The sequence below is a fragment of the Bradyrhizobium sp. WSM4874 genome (assembly GCF_055811835.1).
Map to the genome: position 1 here is coordinate 1 of NZ_JBVVPR010000020.1, position 17525 is coordinate 17525.

The window sequence follows — 17525 nt, forward strand, 5'->3', positions numbered from 1 at the left end:
CCAAGCTCGCCGGCGGTGTCCACCGTCTCGACGGCCAGCTCATGGTCGTCCTCGACGTCGACCGCGTCCTCGAGCTCGCGCCCGAGATGATGGCGGCCTGATACGCCGGCACATCCGCCGACGTACCTGCAATTGGAAGTGCCCCCGCAAAAGCGGGGAGAAGCAGAGGTTCACATGCGAACTTGTCTCGTCGTTGATGATTCCAGCGTCATCCGCAAGGTTGCGCGCCGGATCCTGGAGGGCCTCGACTTCCAGATCCTCGAAGCCGAGGACGGTGAGAAGGCGCTGGAGGCCTGCAAGCGCGGCTTGCCTGATGCTGTCCTGCTCGACTGGAACATGCCGGTGATGGACGGCTACGAGTTCCTCGGCCATCTCCGGCGCATGCCCGGCGGCGACCAGCCCAAGGTGGTGTTCTGCACCACCGAGAACGACGTCGCGCATATCGCGCGCGCGCTGCACGCCGGCGCCAACGAGTACATCATGAAGCCCTTCGACAAGGACATCGTGACGGCGAAATTCCAGGAAGTCGGCCTTATCTGAGCGACCGCCCCGGAGGCTGAACGGCTCCTTCGGCGTTTGTTTTCAACTGACCGTTTCAGTCTGAGTTGGTGAGTAATGAGTGTTGCGTTCGCAGGTAATTCGACCCCGGGCTCGTCGCGGGAAGCCGGACCTTTGCGGGTGATGATCGTCGATGACTCCGTCGTCATTCGCGGACTGATCTCGCGCTGGGTCGGTGCCGAGCATGACATGGAAGTTGCGGCGTCGCTGCGCACCGGGCTCGAGGCGGTCAACCAGATCGAACGCATCAACCCCGACGTTGCCGTCCTCGATATCGAAATGCCCGAGCTCGACGGTATCTCGGCGCTGCCGCAACTCCTGGCGAAGAAGCGCGATCTCGTCATCATCATGGCTTCGACGCTGACCCGCCGTAACGCGGAGATCAGCTTCAAGGCGCTGTCGCTCGGCGCAGCCGACTACATTCCGAAGCCGGAATCGACGCGCGAGGCGTCGGCTGCGGACATCTTCCACCACGACCTGATCCAGAAAATCCGCCACCTCGGCGCACGGCTGCGCCGCAAGGCCGCGGTCGCGAGCCCGCCGCTGGCGCCCCCAAGCCCGGCTCCGGCTGCACGTGGACCGGTTGTCGCGCGGCCTGCGGCGGCTCCGGCGGTGCATGCGTCGTCGTCCTCGGTGCTGTCCACGCGTCCGTTCTCGACCCAGGCGCCGAAGGTGCTACTGATCGGCTCATCGACCGGCGGTCCTCAGGCGCTGATGGCGCTCGTCACCGAGCTCGGCCCCGTGATCGACCGCGTCCCGGTGCTGATCACCCAGCACATGCCGCCCACCTTCACCACCATTCTCGCCGAGCATCTGGCACGCACGAGCCGCAAGCCTGCGGCCGAGGCGGTCGATGGCGAGCCGGTGAAGCCGGGCCGCATCTATCTTGCGCCGGGCGGCAAGCACATGCGCGTCGTGCGTAGCGGCGCCGACGTAGCGATCGCGCTCGACGACGGCCCCGCCGTCAATTTCTGCAAGCCCGCGGTCGATCCGCTGTTCACGTCCGCCATCGACATCTGGCATGGCGCCATCCTCTCCGTGATCCTGACGGGCATGGGCTCGGACGGCATGCGCGGCGGCAAGGACATCGTCGCCGCCGGCGGCAGCGTGATCGCGCAGGACGAAGCTTCCAGCGTGGTCTGGGGCATGCCGGGTGCAGCGGCCAATGCCGGCATCTGCGCGGCGATCCTGCCGCTCAACCAGATCGGCGCCCGGGTCAACCGCCTGTTCGCGGGAGACCGCTCGTGACGCCGGTTGACTACGACTATCTGCGCAAATTCCTGAACGAGCGCTCCGGCCTCGATCTCTCCCCGGACAAGCAGTATCTGGTCGAGAGCCGGCTGCTGCCGCTGGCCCGCAAGGCGAGCCTCGCCGGGATTCCCGATCTCGTGCTGAAGATCAGGAACGGCGACGGGCGGCTTGCAAGCGACGTGGTCGAAGCGATGACCACCAACGAGACCTTCTTCTACCGCGACAAGATCCCGTTCGATCACTTGCGCGAAACGATCCTGCCGGGGCTGCTTCGGGCGCGCACGGCGCGCAAGTCGCTGCGCATCTGGTCGGCGGCGTCGTCGACCGGACAGGAGCCCTATTCGATCGCGATGTGCGTGAAGGAGATGGGCGCAGCCTTCGCCGGCTGGCGCATCGAGATCGTCGCCACCGATCTGTCGCAGGAGGTGCTGGAGAAATCCAAGGCCGGCGTCTACAGCCAGTTCGAGGTGCAGCGCGGCCTGCCGATCCAGCATCTGATGAAATACTTCACGCAGGCGGGCGAGGTCTGGCAGCTCAATGCCGACATCCGCGCGATGGTGCAGTTCCGCCAGCTCAATCTGTTGCAGGACTTCTCCCATCTCGGCACGTTCGACGTGATCTTCTGCCGCAACGTGCTGATCTATTTCGACCAGGACACCAAGGCGGTGATCTTCGAGCGCATGGCGAAGGTTTTGGAAGCCGACGGTACGCTGCTGCTGGGCGCCGCCGAATCCGTCGTCGGCATCACCGACGCGTTCCGCCCGATCGCCGAGCGTCGTGGCCTCTATCAGCTCAATCCGAAGCGCTCCGGCCGCCCGATGGGTGGATTGATGCCGCCGTCGTTGAAGGTGGCAGCGGCGCGGTGACACCGCCATTTGCATTGCCACCTGCATTATGGCGGACCGCTGCGCGCGCCACCGGACGAGGCCTGAGCACGACGCCTGCCCGGGCAACGCAACCCACCGGATATTCGACGTACTGGCAATATACGACCGCGGAGCGGCAGGTATCTGCAAACTGGGGGAGTTGTCAGGCCGTCCCTCTCTCGTCGGATGCGCCGTCCAAGACGCCGATCCGCTCGGCAAGAGAGACCAGTTCGGCTAACGACCGAACCTGCATTTTCTCCATCAAGCCGTGGCGGTGAGCTTTGATCGTGCGCTCGGTCGTTCCGAGCGTGTGTGCGATCTGCTTGTTGATTTTGCCCCGAACGACAAGGTCGAAGACCTGTCGCTCGCGCGGCGTCAATTTAGCGAGACGAGCACGAGCCATGTTCAGCATGGTCTGCAGGTCTCGTGACGATCGATGGTGTGCCAAGGCTCCGGCGATCGCGCGAAGAAGGTCTTCTGAGCTTACCGGCTTGCTCAGAAAATCCTGCGCACCCGCCTTTATGGTCCGCACAGTGATCGGAATGTCGCGATAGCCGGAGAGAAATATGATCGGCAATGTCGAGCCGAGTTCGCCCAATTGTTTTTGGAGCGCAGGGCCGTCCAAGTCGGGGATTTGCACATCGAGAAGGATGCAACTCGGAATGCTGTCGCTCGGCAGTCGGTCCAGCAACGCCTGCGCCGACGCATAGACGGCGACCTCGTAACCGGCGTGCCTTAAATGACGCTCCATGGCCGTCAGGAAAGACAGGTCGTCGTCAACAATATGCACGAGCCCCGGCACTGGTCCCCTCTCCATTGCAGAGAGGCTACCGCGCTATTCAGGGTGCCTAAGTGTCTTAGTGCACCCATTTAAGACATAGCTGATCTGTCGCAGCGAAAAGTCTCTATGCACTTTGTGCCACGCCGCCGGCGTGCCGGCCTTTGTCGATGCGCGAGCCGCGAATCCAACTGACGCTTTGAACTCGCGAATAGACCCCCTCATCCGGCGCTACGCGGCGACCTTCTCCCAGAAGGGAAGAAGGGTATCCCTCACAAAATCGCATGCGGCAGAAACCGCGAGCCGTTGCCGGTGATCGGGCTCTCGTCCTCGCGGATCGACAGGCCGCAGGGTTCGTGATCCACCAGCCAGCTTCCCACCACTGGATAGAAGTCTGAGAAGTTCGGCAGCGGCGCGAGCGCCTGCCGCACGAATCCTTCGGCGCCGTAGGGGCCTGCCTGCTCGTCGAGCGGCATTCCGCCTGATACCAGCGTGACATTGGCGCCTTCGCGCGACAGCAGCGGCTTGCGCACGTAGGAGCTGCCGAGCTCGGCTGCCCGCGGATCGTCCTCGAAGAAGGCCGGCAGCAGATTGGGATGGTTCGGAAACATCTCCCAGAGCAGCGGCAGGATGCCCTTGTTGGAGAGCACCGCCTTCCACGGCGGTTCGATCCAGCGTGTCGGTGCGTCCTTGAGCTTTGCGCCGAAGCTGTCGTGGAACATCCATTCCCAGGGATAGAGCTTGAAGGCGAGCGCGATGTCGCGGTCGTCGAGATCGACGAAGCCGCCGGCATCATTGCGCCAGCCGATCGCCTCGACATCCAGGAGCGTGGTCGTCAGTCCCGCCTGGCGCGCGGTGTCTTCGAGATAAGCAAGCGTGCCGGCGTCCTCCTCATTGCCCGTGGTGCCGGTGAGATGGACGTGGCTAGCGGCAATCTGCTTCCAGGCTTCGATCAGTCGTTCGTGGATGGAGTTGAACTGGTCGGCGCGCGACGGGATGATGCGACGTTCGATCGCCTGTTCGAGCCAGGTCCATTGAAACACCGCGGCTTCGAAAATCGAGGTCGGCGTATCCGCGTTGTATTCGAGCAGCTTTGCCGGTCCCTTGCCGTCGAATTTCAGATCGAGCCGGCCGTAGAGGCTGCGGTCGTCTCGTGCCCAGCTCTCGGCGATCAGGCTCCAGAACGTGTCGGGTATCTTCAAGCGCTGCAGATGGCGCTCGTCGCCGATGACGCGGCCGGCAAGCTCCAGGCACATCGCGTCGATCTCGCCGGTCGGCGTCTCGATGCCGCGCTCGATCTCGTCGAGCGTGAAGGCGTAGTAGGCGCGCTCGTCCCAATAGCGCTCGCCGTCGATGGTGTGGAAGGCGAAGCCGCATTGTTCGGCGGTCTGCCGCCAGTCGTCGCGCTCGGGGCAGACGATGCGTCGCATGGGTCAGCCGCCGCCAGAGAAGCCATGGCCAAACGAGCCGAAGCCGCCGCGGCTCACGCCGCCGGAGCCTGAATCGGACGACGTTCCGGACGAGGAATGGCTCGAGGAGTCGCTGCTGAAGAAACTCGATCGCGACGACCAGCGTGAGCTGCCGCCGCCGCCCGACGAGCTGCTTCTGCTGCTGCAGGCGGTGCTCGCCTGCACCGGCGCGGCTCCGGGGACCGTCGCCCCGGGGACTATGGCCCCGGCAGGGGAGGGCTCGCAATTCTGCCGCGGCATTAGCGTGTAGGCGGTGGTGCCGACCGCGATCGTGCCCATCACCAGCAGCGCGACACGGCCAGAGCGCTTCACCGGCTGCTGTGCGGGCGGCGGTCCCGCCGCCGGCCGGCGCTTGCCGAACTCCTTTTTGGAGGGCTTGTCGGCCATGTCAGTAGATCATGCAGGCGGCGTTGAGCAGGCCCGCGGCGAGCGAGGACAGCCCGAGCCAGATTGCGGGCGCAAGCTCGCCGGCGGCGATCCTCGTCGGCAGGTTCGGCACCGGCACCCTCACCAGAAAGAGCACGATGATCTGCACGATCAGCGCGATGATCGCCCAGATGAGGCAATCCAGCACATTGGCCGAATGCGCGATGGCGCTGACCAGCGGCGCGACGAAGCCGAGCAGGCTGAGGCCGAGTGCAATCGCCGCGGCCGGCTCGTTGTCGCGGATCAGCTGGAATTCGTTGTACGGAGTGATGCGGGTGTAGACGAACAGATACGCCACGATCGCGATCAGCCCGGTGCAGAAATAGACCAGGAAGGCGGGCAGGCCGGCGAGTGATTGCAGGATCATCGTTCCCCCATCGTGCAGCGACCATTCGTCGGCGGGGGAAGGGTAGCGGTTCAACGGCCGGAGGACGATGAGGCCGCGCTCGCATCCCCAAAAAACAAAACCCCGCCATTTGCGGCGGGGTCCAGGCTGGGAGGAGCAAGCCCCGAAGGGCTCGCGGGTAAACTCAGGATCAGGCGGGAATGCGCTCTTCGACCTCGTGCGGCTCGCGCAGCACGTAGCCGCGGCCCCACACGGTCTCGATGAAGTTGCGGCCTTCCGAGGCATTGGCGAGCTTCTTGCGGAGCTTGCAGATGAAGACGTCGATGATCTTCAGCTCGGGCTCGTCCATGCCGCCGTAGAGGTGGTTGAGGAACATTTCCTTGGTGAGGGTCGTGCCCTTGCGGAGCGAGAGCAGCTCCAGCATCTGGTATTCCTTGCCGGTCAGATGCACGCGCTGGCCGCCGACTTCCACCGTCTTGGTATCGAGGTTGACGACGAGGTCGCCGGTCTGGATCACCGACTGGGCATGGCCCTTGGAGCGGCGCACGATCGCGTGGATGCGGGCAACCAGCTCATCCTTGTGGAAGGGCTTGGTCATGTAGTCGTCGGCGCCGACGCCGAGACCCTTGACCTTGTCCTCGATGCCGGCAAGGCCGGAGAGGATCAGAATTGGTGTCTTGATCTTGGAGACCCGGAGCTGCTTGAGCACGTCGTAGCCGGACATGTCGGGCAGATTGAGGTCGAGAAGGATAATGTCGTAATCGTATAATTTACCGAGATCGACGCCTTCTTCCCCCAAATCGGTCGTGTAGACGTTGAAGCTCTCAGACTTCAACATCAGCTCGATCGACTGCGCGACGGCGCTGTCATCTTCAATCAGCAAAACGCGCATGCCAGTTCCCCATAGTCGCCGCTCCTGGGCGTCAGGTCGGCCGCATTCGCGGCACACAACAAAACGCCTTTGAACAACTGATTCGGATCCTGACAACAGATGGTTAACAAATTCTGATTCTGGAACGCAAGCCCTGTAGATGCAATTTTCGTCGAATCGCCCTAAGGTCTTGTGTGCGAAGCAGCTTTCGTTATCCGGTTGCGTTCAAGTTCCACTTTAAGAGACGGGCCTAACCGACTCCCGCGACTCAGCCTTCTTCTGAAGGGGAGCCACGCTCAGTCACAAAGACAGTGACGCAATGATTAACGATGCGGGTAAACACGAAGTTAAGCGCCGTTCAGAAATATGGCGAAACTTAAGGTATTCGCCACGAAGCCCGGGATTATGAAGGCGATCACCTCATGAAGGCCCTCTTATGAAGGCTCTTGCCGAACAGATCGGCGACATTGACGGCATCAATATTTACGGCCGTGTGGTCGGCGTGCGCGGCCTGATGGTCGAGGTGGCCGGCCCGATCCATGCGATGTCGGTCGGCGCGCGGCTCGTGATCGAGACCGGCGGCAACCGTTCCATCCCCTGCGAGGTGATCGGCTTCTCAGGCAACAATGCCGTCGTGATGCCGTTCGCCGGCCTCGACGGCGTGCGGCGCGGCTGCAAGGCCGTCATCGCCAATGCCGCAAATCAGGTGCGGCCTTGCGCGGCCTGGCTCGGTCGCGTCGTCAATGCACTGGGGGAGCCGATCGACGGCAAGGGGCCCCTGCCGCAGGGCCCGGCGCCGATGCCATACCGCAATTCGCCGCCGCCGGCGCACTCGCGCAAGCGCGTCGGCGCGCCGCTCGATCTCGGCGTGCGCGCGATGAACACGTTCCTGACCTGCTGCCGCGGCCAGCGCATGGGCATCTTCGCAGGCTCCGGCGTCGGCAAGTCGGTGCTGCTCTCGATGCTTGCGCGCAACGTCGATGCCGCGGTCAGCGTCATCGGGCTGATCGGCGAACGCGGCCGCGAGGTGCAGGAGTTCTTGCAGGACGACCTCGGCGAGGAGGGCCTGGCGCGTTCGGTCGTCGTGGTCGCGACCTCCGACGAGCCGGCGCTGATGCGCCGCCAGGCCGCGTATCTGACGCTCGCGGTCGCCGAATATTTTCGCGACGAGGAGCAGGACGTCCTTTGCCTGATGGATTCGGTGACGCGCTTTGCCATGGCCCAGCGCGAGATCGGCCTGTCCGCGGGCGAGCCGCCGACCGCCAAGGGCTACACGCCGACCGTGTTCACCGAGCTGCCGAAGCTTCTGGAGCGCGCCGGTCCGGGCCTGGGCGAGGGCGCCATCACCGCGATCTTCACGGTGTTGGTCGATGGCGACGACCATAACGAGCCGATTGCGGATGCCGTCCGTGGCATTCTCGACGGCCACATCGTGATGCAGCGCTCGATCGCCGAGCGCGGCCGCTACCCTGCCATCAACATCCTCAAATCCGTCTCCCGCACCATGCCAAAATCGGCCGACCCGCAGTTCTGGCCGACCATCCAGAAGGCGCGGGCGGTGATGGCGACCTATGCCGACATGGAGGAATTGATCCGTCTGGGCGCCTACCGCGCCGGCTCCAGCCCCGAGGTCGACGAGGCGATCCGCCTGCACGAGCCGCTGGAGGCCTTCCTGCGCCAGCGCAAGGACGAAAATGCGTCGCTGGCGGACGGCTACCGTCAGTTGGCGCAAATCCTCGGCAATTTGGAAACGGAACGCTAACTTTGTCCCGTCATCATCCCATCCCACAGAGTAGCAGAGCCGGTCTTGGCCCCCGTCGGGCCTGTGGGGAGACCGGTGTTGTCCCACGCGCAGCCAAGGGACTTCTGGGGAGTACGAGTCGATGAAGTCACGTGATACCCTCATCCGCCTGAAGAAGTTTCAGGTCGACGAGAAGCGCCGCCGGGTCACCCAGATCGAGACCATGATCGCCGACTTCCAGCGGATGTCGACCGATCTTGAACGCGAGATCTCGACCGAGCAGGAGCGCGCCGGGATCAACGATCCCTCGCACTTCGCCTATCCGACCTATGCCAAGGCTGCCATCCAGCGTCGCGAGAACCTGACCCGCTCGGCCGACGAGCTGAAGGGCCAGCTCGACGAAGCCAAGGCTGCGCTGGCCGAAGCCTTCGAGGAGCTGAAGAAGGTCGAGCTCCTCGACGAGCGCGATCAGGCCCGTGAACGGGCCGAGGAAAACGCCCGCGAGCAGGCCGACCTCGACAGCATCGGCCTGATGCGTGCCCGCATGGGCGCCGTCGCCTGAGACGCTAGCCGCCAGACCTGCGAGAACTTGCAGAACCCGGACCCCAAAGGTCCGGGTTTTCGCATGTGCTGTCCACAGAGTGGCGCCGCGCCCCCTTGGTGGTCGGCTTTGTCGCGCGCTATGGTGGCTGGGTGCCAGGGCCCGCGCGGAACGCGAGAGCCGCGCATTGGGGGGCTGAATGCTGACGCCAGCAGAGCTGGTCGGGCTGATTGGGGCGGTAGCGCAGGGCGATCAGGCCGCGTTCGAGCGCCTCTACGTCGCCACGCGCGCGAAACTCTATGGCATCGTGCTCCGTATCTTGCGCCGACAGGATCTCGCAGAGGAGGTCATTCAGGAGGCCTACGTCAAGATCTGGAACAGCGCCGGCCAGTTCAATCCCGCTCTCGCGTCGCCGATCACCTGGATGGCGTCGATCGCGCGCAACCGCGCCATCGACATCGTGCGCAAGAAGACGGAAGTCTCCATCGAGGAAGAGCCGCAGGCGATGGAAGTCGCAAGCGACAGCCCCGATCCGCTGGCGCGGCGGGAGATGACCGAGGAATTGAAGCGGCTGCTGGAATGTATCGGCCGGCTCGAGCCGGACCGTCAGAGGCTCGTGCTTCTCGCCTATTACAACGGCTGGAGCCGCGAACAATTGGCGGAGAAATTCGCAGCGCCCGTCAACACGGTGAAGACGTGGCTTCGGCGCAGCATGATGGATATTCGCGAATGTCTCGGGCTATGAGGGCTCTGAAGGCTCGGACTATGAAGGCTTGGGCCATGAGAGCTCGTACTGTGAGGATGGATCTGGACCGCAAGTGATGGCCTATACGGAGGACCATATCGCGCTCGCCGCGGAATATGCGCTCGGCACGCTCGACGCCGGCGAGCGCGCGCAGGTCGAGACCATGATGGCGGTGGACAAGGCGTTCGCCGATGTCGTGCAGGCGTGGGCATTCCGGCTCGGCGTCCTCAACCAGATGGTCGGCTCGATCCAGCCGCGTCCGATCGTATGGGAGAACATCAAGTCCGAGCTCGCGCGGACGGCCTTTGCGCAGGAGCCGCCAGCGCTGCCGGATGTCGCGCCGCCACCTATGCCGGAGTTTTCCTCGCCCGATACCGTGTCTCCGCAGGTGCCGTCGGAGACTATGCAGCAACCGGGGCCGCAGCCGCCCGAAGCGGAGCAGCCCGATCCGGCGCGACTTGCGTCCGATGCGCTTCCCGATGTCGCGCCGATATTCATGCCGCAGGTCCACGCGCCGGACCCGGAGGTCGTGCGCGCGCCACCGCCGCCGGTTGCCGACAACAGCAACGTGATCCAGCTCGAGGGCCGCGTGAAGCGCTGGCGCACCATCGCATCCGCCGTCGGCGCGCTCGCGGCCGCGCTGCTCGTGACGCTGTCGCTTCAGATCTTCCAGCCCGAGGCGCTGCCGGGCGGCTTGCGACCGGCGCCACGCATCCAGACGGTCGAGGTGAAGACACCGGCGCCGCTCCCGGCGGCGGCGTCGCAATATGTGGCGCTGTTGCAGGGCCAGGGCGGCGGTCCCGCCTTCATCCTCACCATCGACGGTGCGACCAAGAACTTTACCGTGCGCAAGGTCGGCGCGACACCGGAGCCCGGCAAGAGCTTCGAGCTCTGGCTAATCTCCGACAAGCTGCCGCGTCCGCGCTCGCTGGGTGTGATCGGCGCCGGCGATTTCACCGCGCGACCGGTGCTCGGTTCGTACGATGCCGACGTCGTCAACGGCGCGACATACGCGGTCACCGTCGAGCAGACCGGCGGTTCGCCCAGCGGCCAGCCGACCTCGGCGCCTGTATTTTCCGGCAAGCTGATCGAGACCGTGCCGCCGTCACAGCCGCAGGCACCCGCGAAGAAGTAGGTTTCTACTGTCGTCCTGGCGAAAGCCAGGACCCATTACCCCAAGAGCTTGTCGCAAGAATGAGTGGTGGCAACACGGGTGAGCAACCACTCAATCCCGGGGTAATGGGTCCTGGATCGGCGCTCGCTCTGCTCGCTTGTCCAGGACGACACCGAGGGAGGCATTGCACGCTTCAACATCGTCGTGGCAATGCCTGATCGTTTCCTGTCGCCACGGTCCGTCCCGCCGTCGTATCCCGACAAATCCCGCCGAATCCGCCTCCGATTTGAACCTCTCCGCGTTTCGCGGCGTCAAATGCCCGGAATTTGCAGTCGGCGCCCCCCAATCATGGTGCCGGAGAGGGGCGAGAAATCAGATGGATGCAGCGAAAACGTCCGGCATCTTCATTCACCAATATGCGGGGCTGCCACACGGCCCGGCCTTCGAACATTGGCGCGAGCGGACTTTTGGGGCCTGCGGCCTGGATATCGGGCCGAGCCGGGGCGATAGCATCGATTGCCGGCTTCAGGTCAGCTTGGTCGACAATATCGCGCTCGCCATTCCCGAAGGCGCCTCCGCGCAATATTCGCGCACCCAGAGCCACCTTGCCGACGGCAGCGACGATCTCGTCCTGATCGCGGCGCATGCGGGCCTCGTCCGCGTTGGGCAGAACGGCCATGCCGTGGAGCTTGCGCCGGCGCAGATGGTGCTCGTCGACATGGGCATCACCGGCACGGTCGGCCACACCGAGGAAGATCGCTTCACCACCATCCGCATGCCGCGCCGCGCGCTGCTCGACATCAATCCGCGCGCCGAGGACAAGCTGTCGCAAGTGCTCTCGGATGGCGCGGTCGCCGAGACGATTTTCCGCTACCACTCCCTAGCGGCCCATCACGCGCCGCATCTCGACGCCGTCGGCCAGCGCCTGACCGCGCAGCACATGGTCGATCTCGTCGGCCTCCTGCTCGGCACCGACGCCGAACATGCAAGTCTCGCGCGGGGACGAGGTCATGCGGCCGCCCGTCTCGACCTCATGCGCGCCGACGTGATGGCCGCGCTTGGCCGCAACGATCTCTGCCTGTCCGAGATTGCCACGCGCTCGGGCCTGAGCCCGCGCCAGGCACAGCGCCTGTTCGAGCAGGCTGGAACGACCTTCACCGAATTCGTGCTGGAGCAGCGTCTGCTGCAGGCGCGCAAGCTGCTCAGCGATCCCCGCGCCAGGACCCGCAAGATCAGCGACATCGCGCATTCGTCGGGCTTCTCCGATCTGTCCTATTTCAACCGCGCCTTCCGCAAGCGCTTTAGCGCGACGCCGTCGGAACTGCGCGAGGCCTGAGCCGCGCCGACAATTTGTGCGGCGCGGCGGTGCCGCCGCCGTTGGTGCGCCCGGCCGGATGAGCTATATCTGTCTGCGCGGTCAGACGGCTTGATCGTTCGTCGCTTCGTCGTCGCTCTCTTGGGAAATGCAGTCAACGGACATGGTGCATATCGTCGTGCTCGGCGCCGGATTTGCGGGTCTGTGGGCGGCCATCGGTGCCGCACGCAAGCGCGAGGAGATCGGCGCGGTCGGCGGTGACATCGAGATTCGTGTCGTCGATCGCAATCCCTATCACAACGTCCGCGTCCGCAATTACGAGGCCGATCTCAGCGAGGTCGCGCTTCCGCTGCCGCAACTGCTCGATCCGATCGGCGTGAGCCACGGCATCGGCGAGGTCGAAGCCATCGATCCGGAACGGCGCGAGATTTCGCTGGTCACGGGTGGCGGCGACGAGACGCTGGCTTATGACCGGCTGGTGCTGGCGCTCGGCAGCGAAGTGATGCGTCCCGACATTCCCGGCCTTGCCGAGCATGCTTTCGATGTCGACACTTATGCAGCGGCGCTCCACCTCGAGGATCATCTCGCCTCGCTCGGACGCAGCGTGCCCGCGCCGGGGCGCTCGACGATCGTGGTGGTCGGCGCGGGCTTCACCGGCATCGAGGTCGCGGCCGAGATGCCCGACAGGCTGGCGCGTGCCGGCATTACCGGCAGCCACCGTATCATCCTGGTCGATCCCAATCCTGCCGTGGGCGCAACGATCGGCGCGCATGCGCGTCCCGTCATCGATGCGGCGTTAGCCTCGCTCGGCGTCGAGACACGGCTTGGCGTCCGTGTCGTCTCCGTCGAGGACGCCGGCCTGCATCTGAGCTCGGGCGAGTTCATTCCGACGCGGACAGTGATCTGGTGTGCCGGGATGCGCGCGAGCCCCTTGGCGGCGAGCTTCCCGGACGCACGCGATCGCCTTGGGCGGCTTCTCGTCGATCCCATGATGCGGGTTGCGGATGTCGGCGGCGTGTTCGCGGCCGGGGATGTCGCCTCGAGCGTGGTCGACGGCTTGCATCCGACCGTGATGTCCTGCCAGTTCGCGCGTCCCATGGGCCGCTTCGCCGGCCACAACGTGGTCGCCGATCTCGCGGGCCTGCCGATGCTGCCGCTCCGGATCGACTGGTATGTGACCGTGCTCGATCTCGGCGGCTGGGGCGCGCTCTATACGGAAGGGTGGGACCGCGAAGTCCGTACTGTCGGCGCAGCCGCGAAGGCGACCAAGCAGACCATCAATCGCAGGCGCATCTATCCGCCGCTCTCGGGGCGCAAGGATGAGCTGTTCGCCGCGGCCGCGCCGACCGTGCAGGCGCCGCCGCCGACGTATGGGGCGCGGTAGTCCCAATTCGGTGTCATCGTCCGCGAAGGCGGACGATCCAGTATTCCAGAGACAGCGCGGGAATACGGAGAGGCTGCGGCGTACTGGATTCCCCGCCTACGCGGGGAATGACAGCGCCAGTAGCACACAGTTGCCCGCGCTACATACACCAGCAAACAATACCCCAGACATGAGAAAGCGCCCGTGGGGGGCGGGCGCTTTCTGTAGTCGACTTGGGGTTGGGGTCGTCTACATATCCACGTGGCGACTTTGGGGGGCTGATAAAGAGCCGCGTGAATTCCTGAAACTCAAATCTCCTTAGCGAACGAGCGAAACGTTCGAGCTGGTGATGGCGATCGGCTTGCCGGCCTTCATGACGCGAGCGGTCTGGGTCAGGCCTTCATCTGAATCTGAACTCGTGCGCGCGGTGATCCCGAGACCCGCCACCGCGATGCCGGCAACGAGCGCGACAACCACGATCTTGAGGTGGGTCGAGCGATCTGCGCTGTAAATCGAGTGGTTCATGGAAGGCTCCTGCCGCCATCTACCCGAAGTAGTCGCCTGCGTGTTTGGGCAGGTTCATGCTTCCGGTGCCCAACAACCTAGTATTGGGGGGATTCGTTCCCAAGAGGCGATCACAAGAGCGTGACACGACGTGAGAAGCCGCGATCAAAAACGGCCCTTGATCGTGCAATTTCGCAATTATTTCAAAGCTGTAATGTGTCTGCCATGCGCCTTGCCGGCCGTCGATCGGCAAGGCGCCAAAAGCTTAAAAACCATTTGCCTGTGGCCAAAAAACATACGGCTTCTTAAGGCAAATCAGATGCTTCCGACCGTTTTCAGTCTCGCCCTGGGGTGGATTTCAGCCTGCGACAGCACGGTCGTCTGGGCCCGGAACCGCTCGACCAGGGAACGCACGAAGGGACGAATTGCCGCAGAGGTGACGAGCACCGGGGCCTCGCCCTCGCGCGCGGCGCGCTCGAAAGCCTCGCGCACCCCGGTCATGAACTCCGACAGCTTCGAGGGCTGCATCGCGAGGCTGCGCTCCTCGCCCTGGCCGATAATGGATTCGGCGAAGGCTTGTTCCCAACGGGCCGACAGCGCGATCAGCGGCAGGTAGCCGCTGTAGGAGGTGTTCTGCGCACAGATCTGCCGCGCCAGGCGGGCGCGGACGTGCTCGACCATCGTGGCCGGATTGCGCGAGAAGGCGAGCGAGTCGGCGATGCCTTCGAGGATGGTCGAGAGGTCGCGGATCGAGATGCGCTCGGCGAGCAGCAGCTGCAGCACGCGCTGAATGCCGGAGACTGTGACCTGTCCCGGCACGATGTCCTTGACCAGCTCGCCCTGCTCCTTCGGCAGCTCCTTGAGCAGCTTCTGCACCTCGCCATAGGAGAGCAGGTCCGACATGTTGGCCTTGAGCAGCTCGGTGAGGTGGGTCGAGAGCACGGTCGCGGCGTCGACGACGGTATAGCCCTTGAGCGAGGCCTCCTCCTTGAGGCTGGCATCGACCCAGGTCGCGGGCAGGCCGAAGGTCGGCTCGGTGGTGTGGATGCCGGGCACCTGCACCTGGCTGCCGCCGGGATCCATCACCATGAACTGGTTCGGCCAGATCTTGCCGGTGCCGGCGTCGACCTCCTTGATCTTGATGATGTAGGTGTTGGCCTCGAGCTGGACGTTGTCGAGGATGCGCACGGCGGGCATCACAAAACCCATCTCGATCGCGAGCGAGCGGCGCAGCGCCTTGATCTGCTCGGTGAGGCGGTCGGTGCCGTCGGGGCCGTTGACCAGCGGCAGCAGGGCATAGCCGAGCTCGATCTTGAGGTCGTCGATCTTCAGCGCCGCGGAGATCGGCTCCTCCGCCGCAGCGGAGCCCGGTGCGCCCGGCATTCCCGGCGCAGGTGCGGTCTTCGCAACTTCCTCAGCCCTGGCAGTCGCCCGGTTGCGGTTGCGGGCGTTCCAGGCGAGCGCGCCGGCGCCGGAGCCGAGCGCCAGGAAGGGAAGGGTCGGGATGCCCGGCAGGGCCGCCAGCACCAGCATGACCGCCGCGGACATCGCGAGCGCCTGCGGATATCCGGAGAACTGCTTCATGAGCGCCTTGTCGGCGGCGCCGGACACGCCGGCCTTGGAGACGAGCAGGCCGGCGGCGGTCGAAACGATCAGCGCCGGCACCTGGGTGACGAGGCCGTCACCGACGGTCAGCAGCGTGTAGCTGCGGCCGGCATCGGCAAAGGACATGCCCTGCTGCGCCACGCCGATGATCATGCCGCCGACGACGTTGATGAAGACGATCAGGAGGCCGGCGATGGCGTCGCCGCGGACGAATTTGGAGGCACCGTCCATGGCACCGAAGAAGCCGCTCTCGTCCTCCAGATCCTTGCGCCGCTGCTTGGCGACCGCCTCGTCGATCAGTCCGGCGGAAAGGTCGGCGTCGATCGCCATCTGCTTGCCGGGCATGGCGTCGAGGTGGAAGCGCGCGGCGACTTCGGCGATACGGCCCGAACCCTTGGTGATGACGACGAAGTTGACGATGATCAGGATGGCGAAGACGATGATGCCGATGACGAAATTGCCGCCCATCACGAAGCTGCCGAAGGCTTCGATGACGTGACCGGCGGCGTCCGTGCCCTCGTGCCCGTGCGACAGGATCAGGCGGGTCGAGGCCATGTTAAGCGACAGCCGCAGCATGGTCGAAATCAGCAGGACGGTCGGGAAAGCGGAGAATTCCAGCGGCGCCTGGATGAACAGCGACGTCATCAGGATCAGGATCGAGAGCGTGATCGAAATCGCCAGAAACAGGTCCAGCACGATCGCGGGCAGCGGAAGGATCAGCACCACCAGGATGGTGAGCACGCCGAGCGCCAGCGCGATATCGCCGCGTTTGAGGATATTGCCGATCTCGGCAAGGGTGGGGAAACCGGCATTTGTGCCGCCTACGCCCTGTCCCGCGGTGACGTCGACCATGGTAGCTGCCCCTCCGCGCGACTGCCGTCCGCGCGCCCCAAACGTCTGCGTGGCGGCCGAAGGGCCGCCGTTTCGAAAGTGAGGCACCGCACTGGCGTCCACGGGAGCTCCCGTTCTACGCGGCTGACGACACTCGACTCCACTGGGCAATTCTTGCCGGGTGTATGGTTAGCAAAGGGTTAACGGGGGCGGGGCAGGAGGGTTAGACCGGGGTATTTCGGCCATCTGGCAGGCGAGCAGCCGTCATGCCCGGGCTTGTCCCGGGCATCCACGTTCTTCATGCCGCGCCGAAGGTGTGGATGGCCGGGACGAGCTCGGCCATGACGTTGTGGAAGCGTCGGGCCGAAAAATTGGCGGACGGAGGTAGTAGCCCTACTTCGCCTTCTCCATCCGGGTCACCGTATAGCCCGAGGCCGCCTCCTCGGCTTCGAAAGTCACCTTGTCGCCGACCTTCACCTGCTTGAGCACGGCCGGGTCCTTGACGCGGTAGACCATGGTCATGGGTTCATCCATGCCGAGATTCTTCGCGGGCCCGTGCTTGAGGGTGATCTTGCCGGCGCCCTCGTCGATCTTCTTGACCTCGCCGCTGATCGCGGCGCCCTGGGCCGCCAGGGCACCTGTGGCAAGGCCGATGGCCAGAGACAGCGCTGCGGCGATACGGATGATGCGGTTCATGGGAGCCTCCTTGCGTTACTTTACGGTGACGTGGCCGACCATGCCGTAATCGCGGTGGTCGGGAATCAGGCAGGAAAATTCGAACGTGCCGGCCTTGCTGAACTTCCAGAGGATCTCGGCGGTCTTGCTCGGTGCGAGCCTGACACCGTTGGGATCGTCGTGCTCCATGTGCGGATGCTTTTTCATCTCCACCGCATGCGCGAGATTCTCCTTTGTGGTGGCGAGCAGGAATTCATGGTCCTCCTTGCCGACGTTGCGCAGCACGAAGCGGATCTGCTCGCCGCGTTTGACCTCGATCCTGGCGGGTGTGTAGTCCATCTCGTTCAGCAGGATCTCGATCGTGCGCGCGGATTTTTTCGGATCGCCGGGCTCGCCGGCCGAAAAGGTGCCGTGCCCGTGCTGGTCGTGGGCAAGGGCCGGCGCGGTGGAAAGCGCGGCCAGCGCAAGACCGAGCTTGATCGTCGTCTTCATTGATATCTCCAGTTGGTGGTGGTTCATCGAAACG

The 17525-nt window shown here is 64.6% G+C and carries 18 protein-coding genes and 2 pseudogenes; 10 read left to right on the forward strand and 10 right to left on the reverse strand.

The window, feature by feature from the left end; genetic code table 11:
* The 4 genes and pseudogenes from AC0L3P_RS20860 to AC0L3P_RS20875 form a co-directional block, all read left to right on the forward strand.
* Nucleotides 1–101, forward strand: a pseudogene (locus tag AC0L3P_RS20860) (chemotaxis protein CheW); the annotation flags it as partial.
* 73 nt (nt 102–174) lie between these two features.
* Nucleotides 175–540, forward strand: coding sequence for a response regulator (locus tag AC0L3P_RS20865; protein ID WP_007600538.1), 366 nt, complete (start codon nt 175–177; stop codon nt 538–540).
* A gap of 75 nt (nt 541–615) precedes the next feature.
* Nucleotides 616–1806, forward strand: a complete 1191-nt coding sequence (locus AC0L3P_RS20870; RefSeq protein ID WP_275172219.1) for a protein-glutamate methylesterase/protein-glutamine glutaminase — start codon at nt 616–618, stop codon at nt 1804–1806.
* Nucleotides 1803–2675: a CheR family methyltransferase gene (locus AC0L3P_RS20875; protein ID WP_473304584.1), complete on the forward strand. Its 873-nt coding sequence runs from the start codon at nt 1803–1805 to the stop codon at nt 2673–2675. The genes AC0L3P_RS20870 and AC0L3P_RS20875 overlap by 4 nt, the downstream gene beginning before the upstream one ends.
* On the opposite strand, the pseudogene AC0L3P_RS20880 reads toward AC0L3P_RS20875, so the two are convergent.
* The 6 genes and pseudogenes from AC0L3P_RS20880 to ctrA all read right to left on the reverse strand — a co-directional run.
* Nucleotides 2602–2808, reverse strand: a pseudogene (locus tag AC0L3P_RS20880) (hypothetical protein); the annotation flags it as partial. The gene AC0L3P_RS20875 and the pseudogene AC0L3P_RS20880 overlap by 74 nt on opposite strands.
* 30 nt (nt 2809–2838) lie before the next feature.
* Entirely contained in the window at nt 2839–3477 is a 639-nt protein-coding gene (locus AC0L3P_RS20885) for a response regulator transcription factor (RefSeq protein WP_473304586.1), read from the reverse strand.
* 248 nt (nt 3478–3725) lie between these two features.
* Entirely contained in the window at nt 3726–4883 is a 1158-nt protein-coding gene (locus tag AC0L3P_RS20890; RefSeq protein WP_473304589.1) for a glutathionylspermidine synthase family protein, read from the reverse strand.
* Between the two features lie 3 nt (nt 4884–4886).
* Nucleotides 4887–5309: a hypothetical protein gene (locus AC0L3P_RS20895; protein ID WP_275172213.1), complete on the reverse strand. Its 423-nt coding sequence runs from the start codon at nt 5307–5309 to the stop codon at nt 4887–4889.
* A 1-nt stretch (nt 5310) separates the two neighbouring features.
* Complete coding sequence (locus AC0L3P_RS20900; RefSeq protein WP_473304594.1) at nt 5311–5715, reverse strand: DUF350 domain-containing protein; 405 nt, start codon at nt 5713–5715, stop codon at nt 5311–5313.
* A gap of 169 nt (nt 5716–5884) precedes the next feature.
* The gene (gene ctrA, locus AC0L3P_RS20905) at nt 5885–6586 is read right to left on the reverse strand and encodes a response regulator transcription factor CtrA (RefSeq protein ID WP_007600544.1); all 702 of its coding nucleotides are present in this window, start codon (nt 6584–6586) and stop codon (nt 5885–5887) included.
* 415 nt (nt 6587–7001) lie between these two features.
* On the opposite strand from ctrA, the gene fliI reads away from it, so the two are divergent.
* The 6 genes from fliI (at nt 7002) to AC0L3P_RS20935 (ending at nt 13405) form a co-directional block, all read left to right on the forward strand.
* A complete protein-coding gene (fliI, locus tag AC0L3P_RS20910; RefSeq protein ID WP_106946294.1) occupies nt 7002–8327 on the forward strand; it encodes a flagellar protein export ATPase FliI in 1326 nt (441 codons plus the stop codon).
* A gap of 121 nt (nt 8328–8448) precedes the next feature.
* The gene (fliJ, locus tag AC0L3P_RS20915) at nt 8449–8868 is read left to right on the forward strand and encodes a flagellar export protein FliJ (protein ID WP_007606301.1); all 420 of its coding nucleotides are present in this window, start codon (nt 8449–8451) and stop codon (nt 8866–8868) included.
* Between the two features lie 178 nt (nt 8869–9046).
* Nucleotides 9047–9592 (forward strand): sigma-70 family RNA polymerase sigma factor, encoded by a 546-nt coding sequence (locus AC0L3P_RS20920; protein ID WP_275172211.1) that lies wholly within the window; start codon nt 9047–9049, stop codon nt 9590–9592.
* Between the two features lie 76 nt (nt 9593–9668).
* Nucleotides 9669–10727 carry an anti-sigma factor gene (locus AC0L3P_RS20925; protein WP_473304597.1) on the forward strand — a complete coding sequence of 353 codons (1059 nt, stop codon included), beginning with the start codon at nt 9669–9671 and terminating at the stop codon, nt 10725–10727.
* 355 nt (nt 10728–11082) lie between these two features.
* Nucleotides 11083–12042: a helix-turn-helix transcriptional regulator gene (locus AC0L3P_RS20930; protein ID WP_275172209.1), complete on the forward strand. Its 960-nt coding sequence runs from the start codon at nt 11083–11085 to the stop codon at nt 12040–12042.
* Between the two features lie 142 nt (nt 12043–12184).
* On the forward strand, nt 12185–13405 hold the full coding sequence (locus AC0L3P_RS20935; protein WP_473304601.1) for an NAD(P)/FAD-dependent oxidoreductase: 1221 nt from the start codon (nt 12185–12187) through the stop codon (nt 13403–13405).
* A gap of 297 nt (nt 13406–13702) precedes the next feature.
* Here the strand turns inward: AC0L3P_RS20935 and AC0L3P_RS20940 are convergent, their stop codons facing one another.
* The 4 genes from AC0L3P_RS20940 to AC0L3P_RS20955 form a co-directional block, all read right to left on the reverse strand.
* A complete protein-coding gene (locus tag AC0L3P_RS20940; protein ID WP_275172206.1) occupies nt 13703–13909 on the reverse strand; it encodes a hypothetical protein in 207 nt (68 codons plus the stop codon).
* Between the two features lie 294 nt (nt 13910–14203).
* Nucleotides 14204–16345: a flagellar biosynthesis protein FlhA gene (flhA, locus tag AC0L3P_RS20945; protein ID WP_275172205.1), complete on the reverse strand. Its 2142-nt coding sequence runs from the start codon at nt 16343–16345 to the stop codon at nt 14204–14206.
* Between the two features lie 372 nt (nt 16346–16717).
* Nucleotides 16718–17020, reverse strand: coding sequence for a copper-binding protein (locus tag AC0L3P_RS20950; RefSeq protein ID WP_275172204.1), 303 nt, complete (start codon nt 17018–17020; stop codon nt 16718–16720).
* A 15-nt stretch (nt 17021–17035) separates the two neighbouring features.
* A complete protein-coding gene (locus tag AC0L3P_RS20955; protein ID WP_275172202.1) occupies nt 17036–17491 on the reverse strand; it encodes a cupredoxin domain-containing protein in 456 nt (151 codons plus the stop codon).
* Nucleotides 17492–17525: the final 34 nt, after the last annotated feature.